The organism is Massilia sp. IC2-278, assembly GCF_020708045.1.
Lineage (GTDB): Bacteria > Pseudomonadota > Gammaproteobacteria > Burkholderiales > Burkholderiaceae_D > Telluria.
In genome coordinates, this window is sequence record NZ_JAJFES010000032.1 from 1 (window position 1) to 15,791 (window position 15,791).

At 66.6% G+C, this 15,791-nt stretch carries 10 protein-coding genes; 6 read left to right on the forward strand and 4 right to left on the reverse strand.

The features are described from left to right. Positions 1–354: 354 nt before the first annotated feature. Genes LK540_RS24665 through LK540_RS24685 form a run of 5 tightly spaced genes read left to right on the forward strand, consistent with a single transcriptional unit; the run spans position 355 to position 7,824 of the window. The gene (locus tag LK540_RS24665; RefSeq protein WP_229440050.1) at positions 355–1,692 is read left to right on the forward strand and encodes an SWIM zinc finger family protein; all 1,338 of its coding nucleotides are present in this window, start codon (positions 355–357) and stop codon (positions 1,690–1,692) included. Further along, positions 1,689–3,296 (forward strand): DUF5691 domain-containing protein, encoded by a 1,608-nt coding sequence (locus LK540_RS24670; RefSeq protein WP_229440051.1) that lies wholly within the window; start codon positions 1,689–1,691, stop codon positions 3,294–3,296. Before LK540_RS24665 ends, LK540_RS24670 begins: the two co-directional genes overlap by 4 nt. Continuing rightward, complete coding sequence (locus tag LK540_RS24675) at positions 3,293–4,384, forward strand: AAA family ATPase (protein ID WP_229440052.1); 1,092 nt, start codon at positions 3,293–3,295, stop codon at positions 4,382–4,384. Before LK540_RS24670 ends, LK540_RS24675 begins: the two co-directional genes overlap by 4 nt. 13 nt (positions 4,385–4,397) lie before the next feature. After that, on the forward strand, positions 4,398–6,686 hold the full coding sequence (locus LK540_RS24680) for a DUF5682 family protein (RefSeq protein ID WP_229440053.1): 2,289 nt from the start codon (positions 4,398–4,400) through the stop codon (positions 6,684–6,686). Further along, positions 6,676–7,824: a VWA domain-containing protein gene (locus tag LK540_RS24685; protein ID WP_229440054.1), complete on the forward strand. Its 1,149-nt coding sequence runs from the start codon at positions 6,676–6,678 to the stop codon at positions 7,822–7,824. Before LK540_RS24680 ends, LK540_RS24685 begins: the two co-directional genes overlap by 11 nt. A gap of 3 nt (positions 7,825–7,827) precedes the next feature. Here LK540_RS24685 and rtcA read toward each other — a convergent pair whose 3' ends face one another. The 3 genes from rtcA to LK540_RS24700 all read right to left on the reverse strand — a co-directional run bounded on the left by rtcA (position 7,828) and on the right by LK540_RS24700 (position 11,936). Beyond that, positions 7,828–8,847, reverse strand: a complete 1,020-nt coding sequence (rtcA, locus tag LK540_RS24690; RefSeq protein WP_229440055.1) for an RNA 3'-terminal phosphate cyclase — start codon at positions 8,845–8,847, stop codon at positions 7,828–7,830. 35 nt (positions 8,848–8,882) lie between these two features. Continuing rightward, the gene (locus LK540_RS24695) at positions 8,883–10,118 is read right to left on the reverse strand and encodes an RtcB family protein (protein ID WP_229440056.1); all 1,236 of its coding nucleotides are present in this window, start codon (positions 10,116–10,118) and stop codon (positions 8,883–8,885) included. Between the two features lie 255 nt (positions 10,119–10,373). Continuing rightward, entirely contained in the window at positions 10,374–11,936 is a 1,563-nt protein-coding gene (locus tag LK540_RS24700) for an RNA-binding protein (protein WP_229440057.1), read from the reverse strand. A gap of 192 nt (positions 11,937–12,128) precedes the next feature. Between LK540_RS24700 and rtcR the strand changes: the two genes are divergently transcribed. Continuing rightward, the gene (rtcR, locus tag LK540_RS24705; protein WP_229440058.1) at positions 12,129–13,730 is read left to right on the forward strand and encodes an RNA repair transcriptional activator RtcR; all 1,602 of its coding nucleotides are present in this window, start codon (positions 12,129–12,131) and stop codon (positions 13,728–13,730) included. A gap of 21 nt (positions 13,731–13,751) precedes the next feature. Here rtcR and LK540_RS24710 read toward each other — a convergent pair whose 3' ends face one another. Then, on the reverse strand, positions 13,752–15,449 hold the full coding sequence (locus tag LK540_RS24710) for a hypothetical protein (RefSeq protein ID WP_229440059.1): 1,698 nt from the start codon (positions 15,447–15,449) through the stop codon (positions 13,752–13,754). Positions 15,450–15,791 lie beyond the last annotated feature (342 nt).

The following is a 15,791-nucleotide window of genomic DNA, read 5'->3' on the forward strand; positions in this document are numbered from 1 at the left end:
GTTAATTGTTAAAGAACTTATTCGGTGTTGCCTTGCTGCGTTTCGACAAATCGTTTTGTTTGTCAGCAGCAGAGAAGTGAGATTATGCAGTGTTTCGTTTGCTTCGTCAACTTCTCTTTTTTGCTACACCGCGTTTTCCGCGACTCCCGCTACATCCGTCAACTACTTGATTTCGTTGTCGTTTTTGCGAGGAGGCGAACTATAGCAAACCTGGGCCTACTCTGCAATACCTGCTCTCTTCCTCCTCCCAGAATAAACAGTTCTCCGCCAGCAAAATAACGGGTATTCTTTCGACAAGATTCTGCAATGCAACTTAACCCTGCCGCTGATCCGGCAATTAGTGCACCTCATTTCATGCTGAAAGCCGAACAGATCCTCGCGCTTGCTCCCGACGCCGCATCTGCAAAAGCAGGGTCGCAACTTGCCGCGCCTGCCAAGTGGGGTACGCTCGGCCTGGACGGAAATGCGATGTGGGGCGAATGCCAGGGTAGCGGCAAACTTCCCTACCGTACCCAGATCGACCTCGGCGAGCCCGCCTTCAAGTGCTCCTGCCCCAGCCGCAAGTTCCCCTGCAAGCATGGCCTCGGCCTGTACCTGCTGCATGCGGCCCAGCCGGCACTGTTCACCGGGAACGAAGCGCCGCAATGGGTCAAGGACTGGCTCGACGGCCGCCAGGCGCGGCGCGAGAAAAAGGAAGAGAAAGCGGCCGACCAGTCGCCTGAAGCCGCAGCCGCCTCCGCCGCCCAGGCACGCAAGCGCGAAGACAAGCGCGCGCAGAACATCGTCACCGGCCTGGCCGACCTCCAAACCTGGCTCGAGGACCTGGCACGCGACGGCATTGCCACCGTGCGCGAGCGCGGCCCGGCGTTCTGGGAAGGCATGGCCGCGCGCATGGTCGACGCCCAGGCCGGGGCCATCGGCAACCGGCTGCGCCGCGCATCCGGCCTGTGCTTCCAGACCGCGAATCCCGACTGGCAGCGCCAGCTGGGCAGCGAACTGGCCTCTCTTTATATGCTGTGCCAGGCCCACGCCCGCCTCGATGCACTGCCGGCGCCCCTGCAGGCCGACGTGCGCACCCTGGTCGGCTGGAGCGTACCCCAGGAAACCGTACTGGCCGAAGCGCCCATCGTCGATTGCTGGCAGGTGCTGGCCCAGACCACGGAGGACGAGGGCCGGGTGCGTTCGCGCACGACCTGGCTGCGCGGCGCCGCCAGCGGCCGCTGGGCCATGCTGCTGCACTACTCGGCCGGCGGCCAGGGTTTCGATGTGCCGCTTGCAAGCGGCACCGAATTCGACGGCGCCCTGTGCTTCTATCCGGGCGCCTGGCCGCTGCGCGCACTGATCAAGGAGCAGTCGGGCACGCGCCCGCTCCACGCCCTCGCCCCCGCCCCTGCGCTCGACACGGCGCTTGGCGCGTATGCCGAGGCACTCGCGGTGCAGCCCTTCATCGACCGCTATCCGATGCTGCTCGACGCCGTGGTGCCCGACAGCGCCAGCCGCACCAGCCTGCGCACGGCCGATGGCCGGCTGCTGCCCCTGCACGCATCGTTCCGCCATGCGCTGCACCTGCTCGCACTCAGCGGCGGCCATCCGCTCACCGTCTTCGGCGAATGGGACGGCGTTTGCCTGCTGCCGCTGAGCGTCTGGCAGGACGGCCGCCTGTTCAACATCGACACGGAGTTCAACGCATGACCGGTCCGGTTTCGCTGCACAAGCTCCTGTTGGTCGGCACCGCCCGCGCCCCGCTGCCTGCCGAGTTGCTCGATGCGGAACTGGCCGGCGCCGCCAGCCCCGCACTCGACACGCCCGGCACGACACCCGAACGCCGCCTCTGGCTGGCCACCGGCGCCAGCGACCTGTGGACACGCGCCGGCTACCTGCCGCCGCCCGCTCCGGCGGCGCAAGCCGCGGCCAGCGCACCGGAACAGCTGCCGGCCTGTCCGCCCGCGGCGGAAGCGATCCTGAAACGCCTGCTCGGCGGCGGCCAGCCCGCTTCGGTACAAACCGAGTGGCTAAGCCTGTTGGCCGGCAAGGGTGCGCGCCTGCCTGAACGCTTCCTGCCCAACATGCTCGACCTGGCCACCCGCCAGCCGGCGCTGCGGCCACGCCTGCTTCCGGTGCTGGGCACGCGCGCGGCATGGCTGGCGGCGCTCGAACCGGCATGGGCCTGGGCGGCCGGCGCGCCTAGTGATAGTGACAGCGACGCGCATGCGCAGCAGGCCTGGCACGAGGGCGCGCTGGAACAACGCGTCGCCGCCCTCGACAACTGGCGCCGCGCCGATCCGTCCGCCGCCCGCGCCGCGCTCGAAGCCACCTGGTCCAGCGAGCCGCCCGACAATCGCCTGGCCCTGCTCGCCTGCCTCGGCACCGGGCTGGACGCCGCCGATGAAGCCTTCCTCGAAGCGGCGCTCGACGACCGCCGCAAACCGGTGCGCCAGGCGGCGCAGCGCCTGCTGGCCCGACTGCCGGACTCCCGCTTCGCGCAACGCATGCTGGCGCGCGCGGCGCCGCTGCTACAGACCGAAAAGCGCTTCCTGCGCGGCACGCGCCTGATCGTCGCGCCGCCGGACGAACGCGATGCCGCCGCCATCCGCGACGGCGTCGGCGACAACAAATACCCCGGCCTGGGCGAGAAGGCGGGCTGGCTGGTGGACATCCTGGCGGCGGTCGATCCGTCGCACTGGTCCACCTCGCTCGGCCTGTCGCCCGACGAATGCATCGCCCTGGGCGCCGGCACCGACTACCAGGAGGCGCTGCTGCTCGGCTGGACCGGCGCCCTGCAGCTGCACCTGGCGCAGGCGGCCACGCCGGGCCTGCTGGCCTGGCTCGAAGCCTGGACTCGCATCTGGCTGGCATCCGACGGCACGGTGCGCTACCGGAACGCCTCGGCGTTCGTCGGCGCCTACGCCGCCCTGCCGGCGCCGGCCAGGCATGCGATGCTGCTTGCGCTGGTCGAGGCCAGCCGCCTGCCCTGGCAAGGCGCCGATCTGCCCCTGGTCGAGCTGCTGCACCAGTTGGCGGACGCCACGCCCGCGCCCTGGCCCGCCGGCCTGTCGCTGGCGATCGCACGGCGCCTGCTCGGCGCCCTGCCCGCGCTGCCGGCCCAGCAATGGGGCTTCCGTTCCGCCCTGGGCCCATTGGCGGCCGTGTTCGACCCGGCCGCGGTGTTCGAGGCCGAGCGTGGGTGGCCGGGCCTGGCGGACGATCCGCAGGGCTGGCAAAACGCCGTCGACCAATTTTTCCACCTCGTGCGTTTCCGCCACGAGATGATCCTTTCATTCCAGGAGTCCGCATGACCGTCACCAGCACCGTCCTTCGCCAGCACGCCGAGACCCAGTACGCCAACGAACTGGAAGCCCTGATCGCCTGCGACCGACGCCAGCGTCCGCCGCGCTGGAAGATGTCGCCGTGGGCGGTGTCGACTTACCTGCTGGGCGGGAAACTGGACAACGGCGTCGAGATCAGCCCCAAGTACATCGGCAACCCGCGCGTGATCGAGATCGCGGTAGCCACCCTGGCAACCGACCGCGCCCTGCTCCTGCTCGGCGTGCCGGGCACCGCCAAGTCCTGGGTCTCGGAACACCTGGCGGCGGCCATCAGCGGCGACTCGACCCTGGTGGTGCAGGGCACCGCCGGCACCGGCGAGGAAGCCGTGCGCTATGGCTGGAACTACGCCCAGCTGCTGTCGAAGGGGCCGTCGCTCGAGGCGGTGGTGGCCAGCCCGGTGATGCGCGCCATGCGCGAAGGGAAGATCGCGCGCGTCGAGGAACTCACGCGCATCGCCGGCGAAGTGCAGGACAGCCTGATCACCATCCTGTCGGAGAAGGTGCTGCCGATCGCGGAGCTCGACGACGAAGTCCAGGCCCAGAAGGGCTTCAACATCATCGCCACCGCGAACGACCGCGACCGCGGCGTGAACGAACTCTCGAGCGCCCTGAAGCGCCGCTTCAATACCGTGGTGCTGCCGCCGCCGCGCAGCGCCGACGAAGAAGTGCGCATCGTGCAGACGCGCGTGGCCAGCATGGGACGCGCGCTGGAACTGCCGGGTGAGCTGCCGGCGCTGGAAGAGATCCGCCGCATCGTCACGGTGTTCCGCGAACTGCGCGAAGGGATCACGGCCGACGGCAAGGTCAAGATCAAGGCGCCCAGCGCCAGCATGAGCACAGCCGAAGCGATTTCCGTCATCACCCACGGCATGTCGCTGGCCGCCCACTTCGGCGACGGCGTGCTGCGCGGCGCCGACCTGGCCGCCGGCATGGTCGGCGCCATCGTGAAAGACCCGATCCAGGACCGCGTGGTCATGCTCGAATACCTGGAAACGGTGGTCAAGGAACGCGACGGCTGGAAGGACCTGTACCGCGCCTGCCGCGACGTGATGGCTTGATGCCGGCGCAGCGATGAGCGTACACCTGTTCGGCATCCGCCACCACGGGCCGGGCTGCGCGCGCAGCCTGCTCGACGCGCTAGAGGCGCTGCAGCCCGACTGCATCCTGGTCGAGGGCCCGCCCGAAGCCGACGCGCTGCTGGCCCACGTCGGCGCGCCCGGCCTGCATCCGCCCTGCGCGCTGCTGGTCTATGCGCCGGCGGCGCCGCAGCGCGCCGTGTTCTATCCCTTCGCCGAATACTCGCCCGAGTGGCAGGCGATCCGCTACGCCAACGCGCACGGCGTGCCGGTGCGCCTGTGCGACCTGCCGCAGAGCCACCGGCTGGCCGTGGCGGATGTGCCGGATGCTGCACCTGCGGCCGCACCTGTCGACAACGATGACAAGGCCGAGGCCAGCACCGAGACCGGCGCCGAGGCCGCGCCGCCCGCCCTGCGCGCCGATCCGCTGGCCTGGCTGGCCGAGGCGGCCGGCTTCAGCGATTCCGAGACCTGGTGGGACCACCTGGTCGAGCAGCGCAGCGACGGCCTCGACTTGTTCGATGCGATCGCCGAGATGATGACGGTGGTGCGCGAGCAGATCGGCACGCAGGAAGACATCCTCGAACAGCGGCGCGAAGCCTATATGCGCAACATGATCCGCGCCGCCGAAAAAGAAGGCCGCCAGCGCATCGCCGTGGTCTGCGGCGCCTGGCACGTGCCGGCGCTGGCGCGCATGCCGACCGCGAAAAGCGACAACGAGCTGCTGAAAGGCCTGCCCAAGGAAAAGCTGGCTGCGACCTGGACCCCGTGGAGCTACGGCAGGCTGGCCTTTGCCAGCGGCTATGGCGCCGGCGTGGCGGCGCCCGGCTGGTACCAGCACGTATGGGACCGGCGCGAGCAGGCCAGCCTGCACTGGCTGACCGACGTCGCCACCCTGCTGCGCAAGCACGACCTCGACGCCTCGCCCGCGCACATCATCGAAGCCTCGCGCCTGGCCGACACCCTGGCGGCGCTGCGCGACCGCCCGCGCGCCGGCCTCGACGAGCTGATGGAAGCCATCCGCGCGGTGTTCTGCTACGACAGCGAGCTGCCGCTGCAGCTGATCCGGCGCGAGCTGCTGGTCAAGGACCGCCTGGGCGAGGTGCCGCCCACGGTGCCGACCCTGCCGCTGATCCAGGATGTGCAGGCCCAGCAAAAGCGCCTGCGCATGGCGGTGCGCGCCGATACCCTCGACATCGACCTCGACTTGCGCCAGCCGGCGCACCTGGAAAAAAGCGTGCTGCTGCACCGCCTGGCCATGCTCGGCATTGCCTGGGGCAGCCGCCAGGTCGTGCGCGGCAAGAGCGGCACCTTCCACGAACTGTGGCGCCTGGCCTGGGAGCCCGAGTTCGCGATCCGCCTGATCGAGGCCAGCGTCTGGGGTTCGACGCTGGAAGATGCAGCCACGGCCCGCGCCATCAGCCGCGGCGCAGCGGCGCCCGACCTGGCGGCGCTGACCGGCCTGATGGAAGAGGTGCTGCTGGCCGACCTGCGCGCGGCGGTGGCGCCGCTGATGGTGCGCATCCAGGATGCCAGCGCCCTCACCGCCGACCTGGGCTTCCTGCTCGCGGCCCTGCCGCCGCTGGTCAACGTGCTGCGCTATGGCAGCGTGCGCGGCACCGATACCGCGGCGCTGGCAACGGTGGTCGACGGCCTGGTGGCGCGCGCCTGCGTCGCCCTGCCCTTCGGCATGCGCGGCCTGGCCGACGAAGCGGCAAGCGGCCTGCTGGCCCAGCTGATTGCCGGCGATGGCGCAATCCGCCTGCTGCAGAACGACGAATACAATGCCGCCTGGTTCGCGGCGCTGGAAGCGGCCGCGCGCAGCGAAGCCACGCACCCGCTGCTGGCCGGACGCGCGGTGCGCATCCTCACCGAGCAGGGCCACTGGCCGATGGGCGAGGCTTCGCGCCACCTGCTGCTGCTGTGCTCGCGCGCGGTGGCGCCGCTGGCCGCGGCCCAGTGGCTGGAAGGCTTCCTGCAAGGCAGCGGCACCCTGCTGGTGCACAACGACGAACTCTGGCATGCCATCCACGGCTGGGTGCTGTCGCTGCCGCCTGCTACCTTCACCGAGCTGCTGCCGCTGCTGCGCCGCACCTTCGGCAGCTTTGCCGCGCCCGAGCGGCGCCAGCTGGCCGAGCGCGCCAGTGCGGGAGCGGCAGGCGCGCTGGCGGCCTTGCCCGCCGCCATGCAGGAGATCGACCTGGGGCGCGCGCGGCGCGTACTGCCCATCGTGGCAACGATATTCGGTGGCGCCGCGGCGCCGGAGGCAATCCATGGCGAATGAATTCGATACGACGGAAGCCGCGCGCCGCTGGCGCCTGGTGCTGGGCGGCGGCGCGGCCGACACCCCGCTGGCGCCTGCCGACCTGGCCATGGACCGTGCGCTCGACGCGCTGTACGGCGCCGAACCGGGCGGATCGCGCGCCGGCCTCGGCGCCTCGGCGCCGAACGTGGCGCGCTGGCTGGGCGACATCCGCCAGTACTTCCCGTCCAGCGTGGTGCAGGTGATGCAGAAGGATGCCCTAGAGCGCCTCGGCCTGCAGCAGATGCTGTGCGAACCCGAAATGCTGCAGGCGGTCGAGCCCGACGTGCACCTGGTCGCCACCCTGCTCAGTTTGAACCGCATCATGCCGAACAAGACGCGGGCCACGGCGCGCGCGGTGGTGAGCAAGGTGGTGCGCGAACTGGAGCAGAAGCTGGCCAGCCCGCTGCGCCAGGCCGTTACCGGAAGCCTGAACCGCGCCACGCGCAACCGCCGCCCGCGCCACAACGAGATCGACTGGCTGCGCACCATCCGCGCCAACCTGAAGCACTACCAGCCGGAGTACGGCACCATCATCCCGGAAACGCGGATCGGCTTCGGCCGCAAGGGCCAGTCGCTGCGCGACATCGTGCTGTGCATCGACCAGAGCGGCTCGATGGCGCCGTCGGTCGTGTATGCCAGCGTGTTTGCGGCAGTGCTGGCCAGTATCAAGGCGGTCAGCACCTCGGTGGTGGTGTTCGATACGGCGGTGGTCGACCTGACGCCGCTGCTGTCGGACCCGGTGGAAGTCCTGTTCGGCACCCAGCTCGGCGGCGGCACCGACATCAACCGCGCGCTGGCCTACAGCCAGGGCCTGGTGCGGCGCCCGAAAGACACGATTTTTGTCCTGATCAGCGATTTATACGAGGGCGGGCGCAACGACGAGATGCTCAAGCGTGCGGCGGCGATGATTGCCAGCGGCGTGCAGTTCATCGTCCTGCTGGCCCTGGACGACCAGGGCGCGCCATCCTACGACAAGCACAATGCCGCCAAGCTGGTGGCGATGGGCGCGCCCTGCTTTGCCTGCACGCCGGATCTCTTTCCCGACCTGATGGCGGCGGCGATCAAGCGGCAAAGCCTGGAGCAGTGGGCGGCCAAGGCCGGTATCGTCCACGTGTGATGTTTAGCGCGGCGCGACGATGCAGGTGCTGGACTGCGCGCCGCGTTCGAACCCGACCGTCACCGGCAGGAAGCGCTCGATCACCGCCGCATTCGTCGCGGCATGGCCGGACACCGTCGACAGGGTAAAGCGCCCGCTGCCGGCCAGCGCCAGCGGCAGCATCAACTGGTCGGCCAGGTGCTCCCCGACCGCCGCGCCGGAGGCGATGTAGGCCTGGGCCTCGGCCAGGGCCACGTCGGCCACCGCTTCCGCCGTGATGCCGCGCGCACCGAAGGCGGCAAACACCTCCGTGTGCCGTTCATATGCGAGCGTCAGCAGCAAGGCATTGCCCGGCCCCTGCTCGGCAGGCAGGCCGCGCAGGCGCAGCTGGCGCCCTTCCCAGCCGAGCGCCGCGCCGACCTGCGCCAGCTGGCGGCTTCCCACGTTGGAGGGGACCCCTGCAAAAAACGCTTCGGCATAGCCCTCGACAAAGGCGCCGCGCTCGATGCAGGCCAGCGGCGCCAGGCGCGCGCAAGGCTGGACGCTGGCCGTGACCACGCCACCGCCCGCCGGATAAAAGCCGTAACGCAGCAGGTCGATTCCGACCTCGGCGCCCATCCGCGCCAGCAGCGGCAGCCAGGCGCGCTGCAGGAACTGCACCGGCGGCGCCATCGCGTTGTGGGTGCCGCCGCTGATGCGGATGGTGGACGGCTGGTCCGCATGCAGCAGGGCCAGCACCACGGTTTGCAGCACCAGCGTGCAGCTGCCAGCGGTGCCGATCGCAAAGTCGTAGTCGCCCGCTGCAATCGCCCCCGGGATGAAGGTCAGTTCGCTGGCGCCGACCGCCGCTCCCGTGACCGCCGCGTTGCTGACCTGCTGCGCGGCCTGCACCGCCACCAGGTGCTGGCGCATCAGGCCCGGCTTGGACCGGTTGGCGCGGATGTTCCTGATCCGGAACGGCTGGCCCGTGATCATGGACAGGGCCAGGGACGTGCGCAGTATCTGCCCGCCGCCCTCCCCTGCGGCGCCGTCGAGTTCGATCATGTCTTCTCCTTTGTTCTTGTTGGTATGCCGACGCCTCAGCCCTTCACGCACACCACCTGCTTCAGCGTGTGCACCACTTCCACCAGGTCGCGCTGGGCGTGCATCACGGCGTCGATGTCCTTGTAGGCCATCGGGATCTCGTCGATCACGTTCGCGTCCTTGCGGCATTCCACGCCCTCGGTCGCGCGCACCTGGTCGGCCAGCGTGAAGCGGCGCTTGGCCTCGTTGCGGCTCATGGTACGCCCTGCGCCGTGGCTGCAGCTGTGGAAACTCTCTTCGTTCCCCTTGCCGCGCACGATGAAGCTCTTCGCGCCCATCGAGCCCGGAATGATGCCCAGCTCGCCGGCACGCGCCGACACCGCGCCCTTCCGCGTCACCAGCACGTCCTTGCCGAAGTGGCGCTCCTTCTGCACATAGTTGTGGTGGCAGTTCACCGCTTCCACGTGGGTCTCGAAGGGCTTCGTGATCACCTTGCGCACGGCCGCGATCAGGTTCTGCATCATGACCTCGCGGTTCATGCGCGCGAACTTCTGGGCCCAGCCGACCGCCTCCACGTAGTCGTCGTAATGCCGGGTCCCTTCCGCCAGGTAGGCCAGGTCTTCGTCGGGCAGGTTGGCGATGTGCGTGCACATGTCCTTCTTCGCCAGCTCGATGAAGTGGGTGCCGATGGCATTCCCGACGCCGCGCGAGCCCGAGTGCAGCATGAACCAGACGAAGCCGACTTCATCCAGGCAGACCTCGACGAAGTGGTTGCCGCTGCCGAGCGTTCCCAGGTGGCGGTAGTTGTTGGTCCTGGCCAGCGACGGCGTCTTCAGGCAGATCGCATCGAACTCGCCCTTCAGCTGGGCCCAGGCGGCATCGACCGGCGCCGGCGGCGTATGCCAGGAACCCTCGTCGCGGCCGCGGTAGCCGCGCGTCTTGGGCAACATGCCGTGCGGGATGGCGCGTTCGATGGCGCTACGCAGCGTACCCAGGCTGTCGGGCAGGTCGCTGGCAGTGAGGGTGGTCTTTGCGGCCATCATGCCGCAGCCGATGTCCACGCCCACCGCGGCCGGAATCACGGCGCCCAGGGTTGGCACCACGGTGCCGATGGTCGAGCCTTTACCCAGGTGCACATCCGGCATGACGGCGATGTGCTGGTACACGAAGGGCATCTGCGCCGTATTGGCCAGTTGCTCCTTTGCCGATTCTTCCACCGGCACGCCGCGGGTCCACATCTTGATCGGGGCGCCGCCCGCTACTTGCATCAGGTCGTATTCTTCGTTGTTCATTGTGTTCTCCACGATTCGCATATAAAAGGCGATGACAAGGGTGGTGAAATCGTGCTGCATACTGAGCTACTCGGCTTGCGCCGGCCCGGGCTTGAACCGGGGACCTCTGGAGACGCCTCCAGCGCTCTATCCATGTAATTCCACCTGCATTCATCGAAAAGGGTGAGCCGGCAGGACCAGTGGTGAGTGCGACGGTTTGGACATGTAGTCGCACCCGCATTCCTGCCAGCTCGAAAGCTGTACTGCTATGTGCCGTCAGCCGGCCAGGCTGACCGCTTCGATTGCGCCGACCCAGTGCCCGGGGTCGAGCTGGCCGGCGGCAAAGGCGGCGATCATCCGGAACACGTCGTCGGAAAAGCCGCCGACGTTCAGGATGTCCTCGCGTTCGCATGCCTGGGTGCTTGCATTCGGCGCGCAATCGATGCACACCAGGCGCGCACGCGGGTTGCGCCGCTTGAATGCCGACCAGGCCTGCATGGTGGCGGTCGAGGCAGCGCGAGGCCGGGCATCCATCCACGACTCGTTATCGGACACGAATACCACCAGCTCCGCCTCGATCCGCTTCTCGTTCAGCCACACCAGCGGCGCGCTGCAATTCGTTCCGCCTCCGCCCAGGGCCGCCAGCTTCTGCGCGTTCGTGATCACGGTATCAAACGGATGCAGCCGGCAATCGACCACGTCGTTTTCGAACGGGAGCACCAGCGCGTCCGGGTTCTTGCGCAGCATAGCGGCGGCCACCAGCCCGGCGACGTCGATGCAGCGCATGGCCGACGTCGCGGAACCACGGCTGCCGCTGACCGGCGAATGCATCGATCCCGATACGTCCGCACACACCACCACCCGGCCCTCGACGGCGGGTACGTTTTCCAGGGAGATCTCGAGTGCCTCGTCCAGGGCCAGCTTGACCGCCACCGGCACCGCGCCGCTTGCCGCCTGGCGCGCCGCCATCAGCTGGTAGGGAAACACGCCGGCCCGGGCAATCGCTTCGCGGTCGCGCAGTTTGTCGGCAATGACCTGCGCCATGCCGTCGATGGCGAACACGCCGTGGCGCGCAAAGGTATTCAGGTTCATGCGCACCATGTGCCAGCCGCCGTTGCGGGCGATCTGCGCCCATTCCCGGGCCGACAAGTCGAGTGCGGTCAACATCTGGAACGGCACGGCCGGCAGCGGCGCAGCGCGGTCCGCCTTGTAGGCCTCGAAGGCGGCGGTCAGCGGCGGCAAGTCGTGCGCGGCGTACGGGCGGCCGATCAGCCAGGCGAAGAAGGCGGCGCGCCAGGCCTCTGCAGGCTTCGGGTGCACCATCTTCACGACGTCTGCCAGCGACGGCGCGGTACCCACCGCGGCTGCAAGCAGTTGCGCCTCGCAGGCGCCGTTCAGCCATTCCTGCACCAGCTTCTTCGGACGCGAACCGAGCGACTTGCGGCCGACTGCGCCCGAGCGCAGGATCTGCACGACGTTGCGCAGCATCTTGCCGTTGTTGATCGCACGCCCGAAAGCCGGCCGCAGTTCGTCGGCGCCCTGGCCGGCCAGCACAGCCACCAGCAGTGCCGGCATGTCCTTCATGTAGCCGCGCTCGCGCAGGTAGACCGCGGTTTGCGCAATGAAGTGCGGGTCGACTTCAGCGCACAGTTCCAGCACGGTGGCCAGCTGCGCATCGGCGCTGGCGTAGTAGGTCGCATTCAGGCAGCCGGTCGCGGCATACTGTGCCAGGGCGTGGCGCGGCGACAGCGCGTAGGCCGGGGCGCCGGCGTCGTTCACGGTGTCTGCGGCGGGAATGAATTTCCCCTTCAAAGTCTGGAACAGCTGCGCGTTGACCATTTTCTTTTCCTTGTTTTCTTGTCTTGTACCTCCTCTATTGCAAACGCCGTGCCACCTGCTCGCCTGATACTGGCGCGTTTGCTTAAGCCTTTGATATGCAATGGATTTGTTGTCCCGTTGGTGCGCTCGGTGTTTGCTGGACCCTGGATTGTCTTCATGCTAAATTATCCTGTCGGATAAAATTTTATAAGTATGAAAAAGAAAAAGATCGTGGTGCTGGGCTTTATCGGCACGAAGCTCGATAGCGGAAAAGGCCAGGCGCGCTGGAGCAAGTGGCGGCCCAGCGTTGGCCTGACCCAGCACGAAGATGTGGTGATCGACCGTTTCGAGCTGATGTACAACGGGAATGTGGAGACGCTGCTCAAGCAGGTCACGGCCGACATCACGTCGGTATCGCCGGAAACGCAAGTGATCACGCACGCGCTGCAGCTGCGTGACGCCTGGGATTTCGAAGCGGTGTATGCGGCGCTGTTCGATTTCGCCAAGCGCTATCCCTTCGACCCGGAGAACGAGGAATACTGGGTCCACATCACCACGGGTACGCACGTGGTCCAGATCTGCCTGTTCCTGATGACCGAGGCGCGCTTCTTCCCCGGCCGCCTGGTGCAGACCTCGCCGCCGCGCAGCGCAGACACCACGGCCGGGACCTACGCGCTGATCGATCTCGACCTGTCGCGCTACGACCAGATCGCCCAGCGCTTTTCGCGCGAGCAGGCCGAGGGCGTGGCATTCCTGAAGTCCGGCATCGCCACGCGCAATGCGCATTTCAATGCGATGATCGACGAGATCGAGCGGGTGGCCATCAAATCGAAGGCGCCGCTGCTGCTGATGGGACCGACCGGCGCCGGCAAATCCTTTTTGGCGCGCCGCGTGTATGAACTGAAAAAGGCGCGCCACCAGATCAGCGGCAAATTCGTCGAGCTCAATTGCGCCACCCTGCATGGCGATGGTGCGGCGTCGACGCTGTTCGGCCACATCAAGGGCTCTTTTACCGGGGCGGCGGCGGATCGGCCCGGCCTGCTGCGCAGTGCGCACAAGGGGCTGCTGTTCCTGGACGAGATCGGCGAACTGGGGCTGGACGAACAGGCCATGCTGTTAAAAGCGGTCGAGGAAAAGCGCTTCCTGCCGGTGGGCAGCGACAATGAAGTGCAAAGCGATTTCCAGCTGATCGCGGGCACCAACCGCGATCTGGGCGAGGAAGTGGCTGCCGGCCGTTTTCGCGAGGACCTCTACGCCCGCATCAATTTATGGACGTATGCGCTGCCCGGTTTGAAAGACCGCGCGGAAGATATCGAACCGAACCTGTCCTACCTGTTGGCGCAGATTGGCGAAGAAAACGGCGAAATGGTGCGTTTCAATCGCGAAGCACGCGAACGCTATATGCGGTTTGCGATGTCGCCCGAGGCGGTGTGGAACGGGAATTTCCGCGATCTGGGCGCTTCGGTTACCCGCATGGCGACGCTGGCCGAAGCCGGACGCATTACCGAGAAGCTCGTCGACGACGAAGTCATGCGCCTGCAGCGCCTGTGGGCAGCCGGCACGCGCGAGCGCGCCGCGCCGGCAGTGGTGGATATCCAGGAAGTCATGGGGCCGGAAGCGGCAGCACGACTCGATCTGTTCGATGCGATGCAGCTGGCCGGCGTAATTGACGTGTGCCGGCAATCGAAAAGTTTATCGGATGCCGGCCGCAAGCTGTTCGGCGTATCGCGCGGCGCCAAAAGCAAACCGAACGATGCGGACCGGCTGAAAAAATACCTGGCCCGCTACGGACTCGGTTGGGAACAGGTCTCCTGATTCGCCAGGCTGCGCCGCGTCTCAGTGCACCAGTTCTTTTTGCGGAGCCGCCTGTTTTTTAGCGGCTTTCGCTTGCTTCCTGCGCCGCCAGAGGATGAGCGCACCCAGGACGGTGAAGACGCCGATGCCGGCTATCGGTCCGGGCACTGGCGCCGGATCGTCTTCATGCGGGCTCGATGCGTCGCGCATGGTATCCGGGAATGGCCGCGCTTCCACCGGCACGATTTTCCAGTCGGCCTGGTCCGCCGGCACCCGCGACTGGAATTCGTCGAAGGAAAACACCGGCGCCGAACCGGTAACGCGGCTCGAAGGAATCTGCGGAATGCGCACCAGGAAGATGGCGTCGACGTCGCTCCTGAGTTGCTGCTCATACGGCGTCAGCGAGCGTTCCGCTTTACCGTTCATCCCCACGATCTGCAGCAAGTCCAGTCCTGCCGCTTCGAATGCGACTGCCGGCAGGAGCCGGGTCTGCTCTTCGTTCAGGTAATCGTAGATCTTGCGGCCGCTTTGCAGGCTGCGGTCCTTGGCAGCGATATAGGCGTAAGCCGCGAGCGACTTCAGCGGCGCCGATGGCCCGCGTTCCGGAATATGCCAGCCGAGCGACTCGAAGACGTCGACGCTGATACCGGCGCAGTTTGCGCTCGCATGGCGGTACTGGAAATCGTGGCGATAGAAATGGTTGAAGACGCGCTGCACGCCGCCCTGGTATGCCGCCGCGGTGCGCTCGTTATTCAGGACCGCCACCAGCATGTAGGATGGGCGGTAGTATTGCTGGCCGCTGTTCAGGTCCATCAGGTAGTTATCCATCGGCAGGGTCGCCGCAACAATGCCCTTTTCGCTGAACGAATCCAGGTTATAGAAATTATTGACGGCCCAGTCGGCCCATTCTCCCTTGTTACCGATGCGACCGGTGGCGATCGCAAAGTGGCCACCCAGCGATTCGTCGTCATCGCCCTGGGCGCCGTTCAGGACAAAGCCCAGCACCGGCCTTTGTTTCCAGTCGCGTGTTTGTCCCGGATGGCGTTCCCACAGCAGACGGGTTTCGAGACCGCTTCCGTCCTTCATGGGTTCGCGGATGAAGGTGCTCAAGTCCGCGGTTTTCTGGAGCGGCCCCGTTTTCATCTTCGCCGGATCGAAGGCGTAATCGCTGGGCCAGATCGTGCGCGCGACAAAGGCCTGTTTGCCCTCGGCGCCCTCGACCGCACCGCGCATGCGCACCTCCCGGCCGCTGAAATAGGCAGCGGTGGCGTCGTTCGCATAAGAGAGGTTGGTGGCGATTTTCGGCACGAGCTTGACGTCAATCTCGTTTCCGCCTGCAGTACGAACGCGTTTGGCACCGGGTTGCATCAACGCGTTTTCTAAAATGCTGGGGGCGCCGATCCACACCACGGATGGATGGGCCAGTTTTTCCTGCCTGGCCGTGGCGGCCCATGTAGAGACGTCGCTTTCCCTGTCCACGCCGGGCTTGAAACCCGAAACCGGTACGCCAGGGCGCGGCACGGCAATCACATCGTTTTCGAAATACCAGAGACCCTGTTTCGGCACGGTGCAGTTGCCGCACTTTCCCGTTTCCAGGCGCATGCCATTGGCCGGCAAAAGCCCGATCGCTTCCGACTCGAGCGCGCCTTTGACTCCAGCAGGTGCATTCGTAACGGTATCGGCAGCGCAGGCAAAGGTAGCAAATGCGGCGGCAACTGCACCAAGGAGTTTTCGGGCCATGCTATTTCCTCATTCTCGGTAAGAAGAACAAACCTACCGTGAATGATGCCTGAAAAACTTGATTCTAGGCATCGCTAAAGAAACGAAGCTCCCAAATTGACGAGAAATGCGACACGTAGGGTGGGTTCTCGAACCCACCACTGCACCGCTCGAATATCGGCACCGTATGCAAAGAGGCCTCTGCACGAAATGAACGCCCAAAGCAAAAAACCCCACAGAGATCACTCTGCGGGGTTTTTCATATAACTAGCCTGACGATAACCTACTTTCACACTGGTTGCAGCACTATCATCGGCGCAAAGTCGTTTCACGGTCCTGTTCGGGATGGGAAGGGGTGGGACC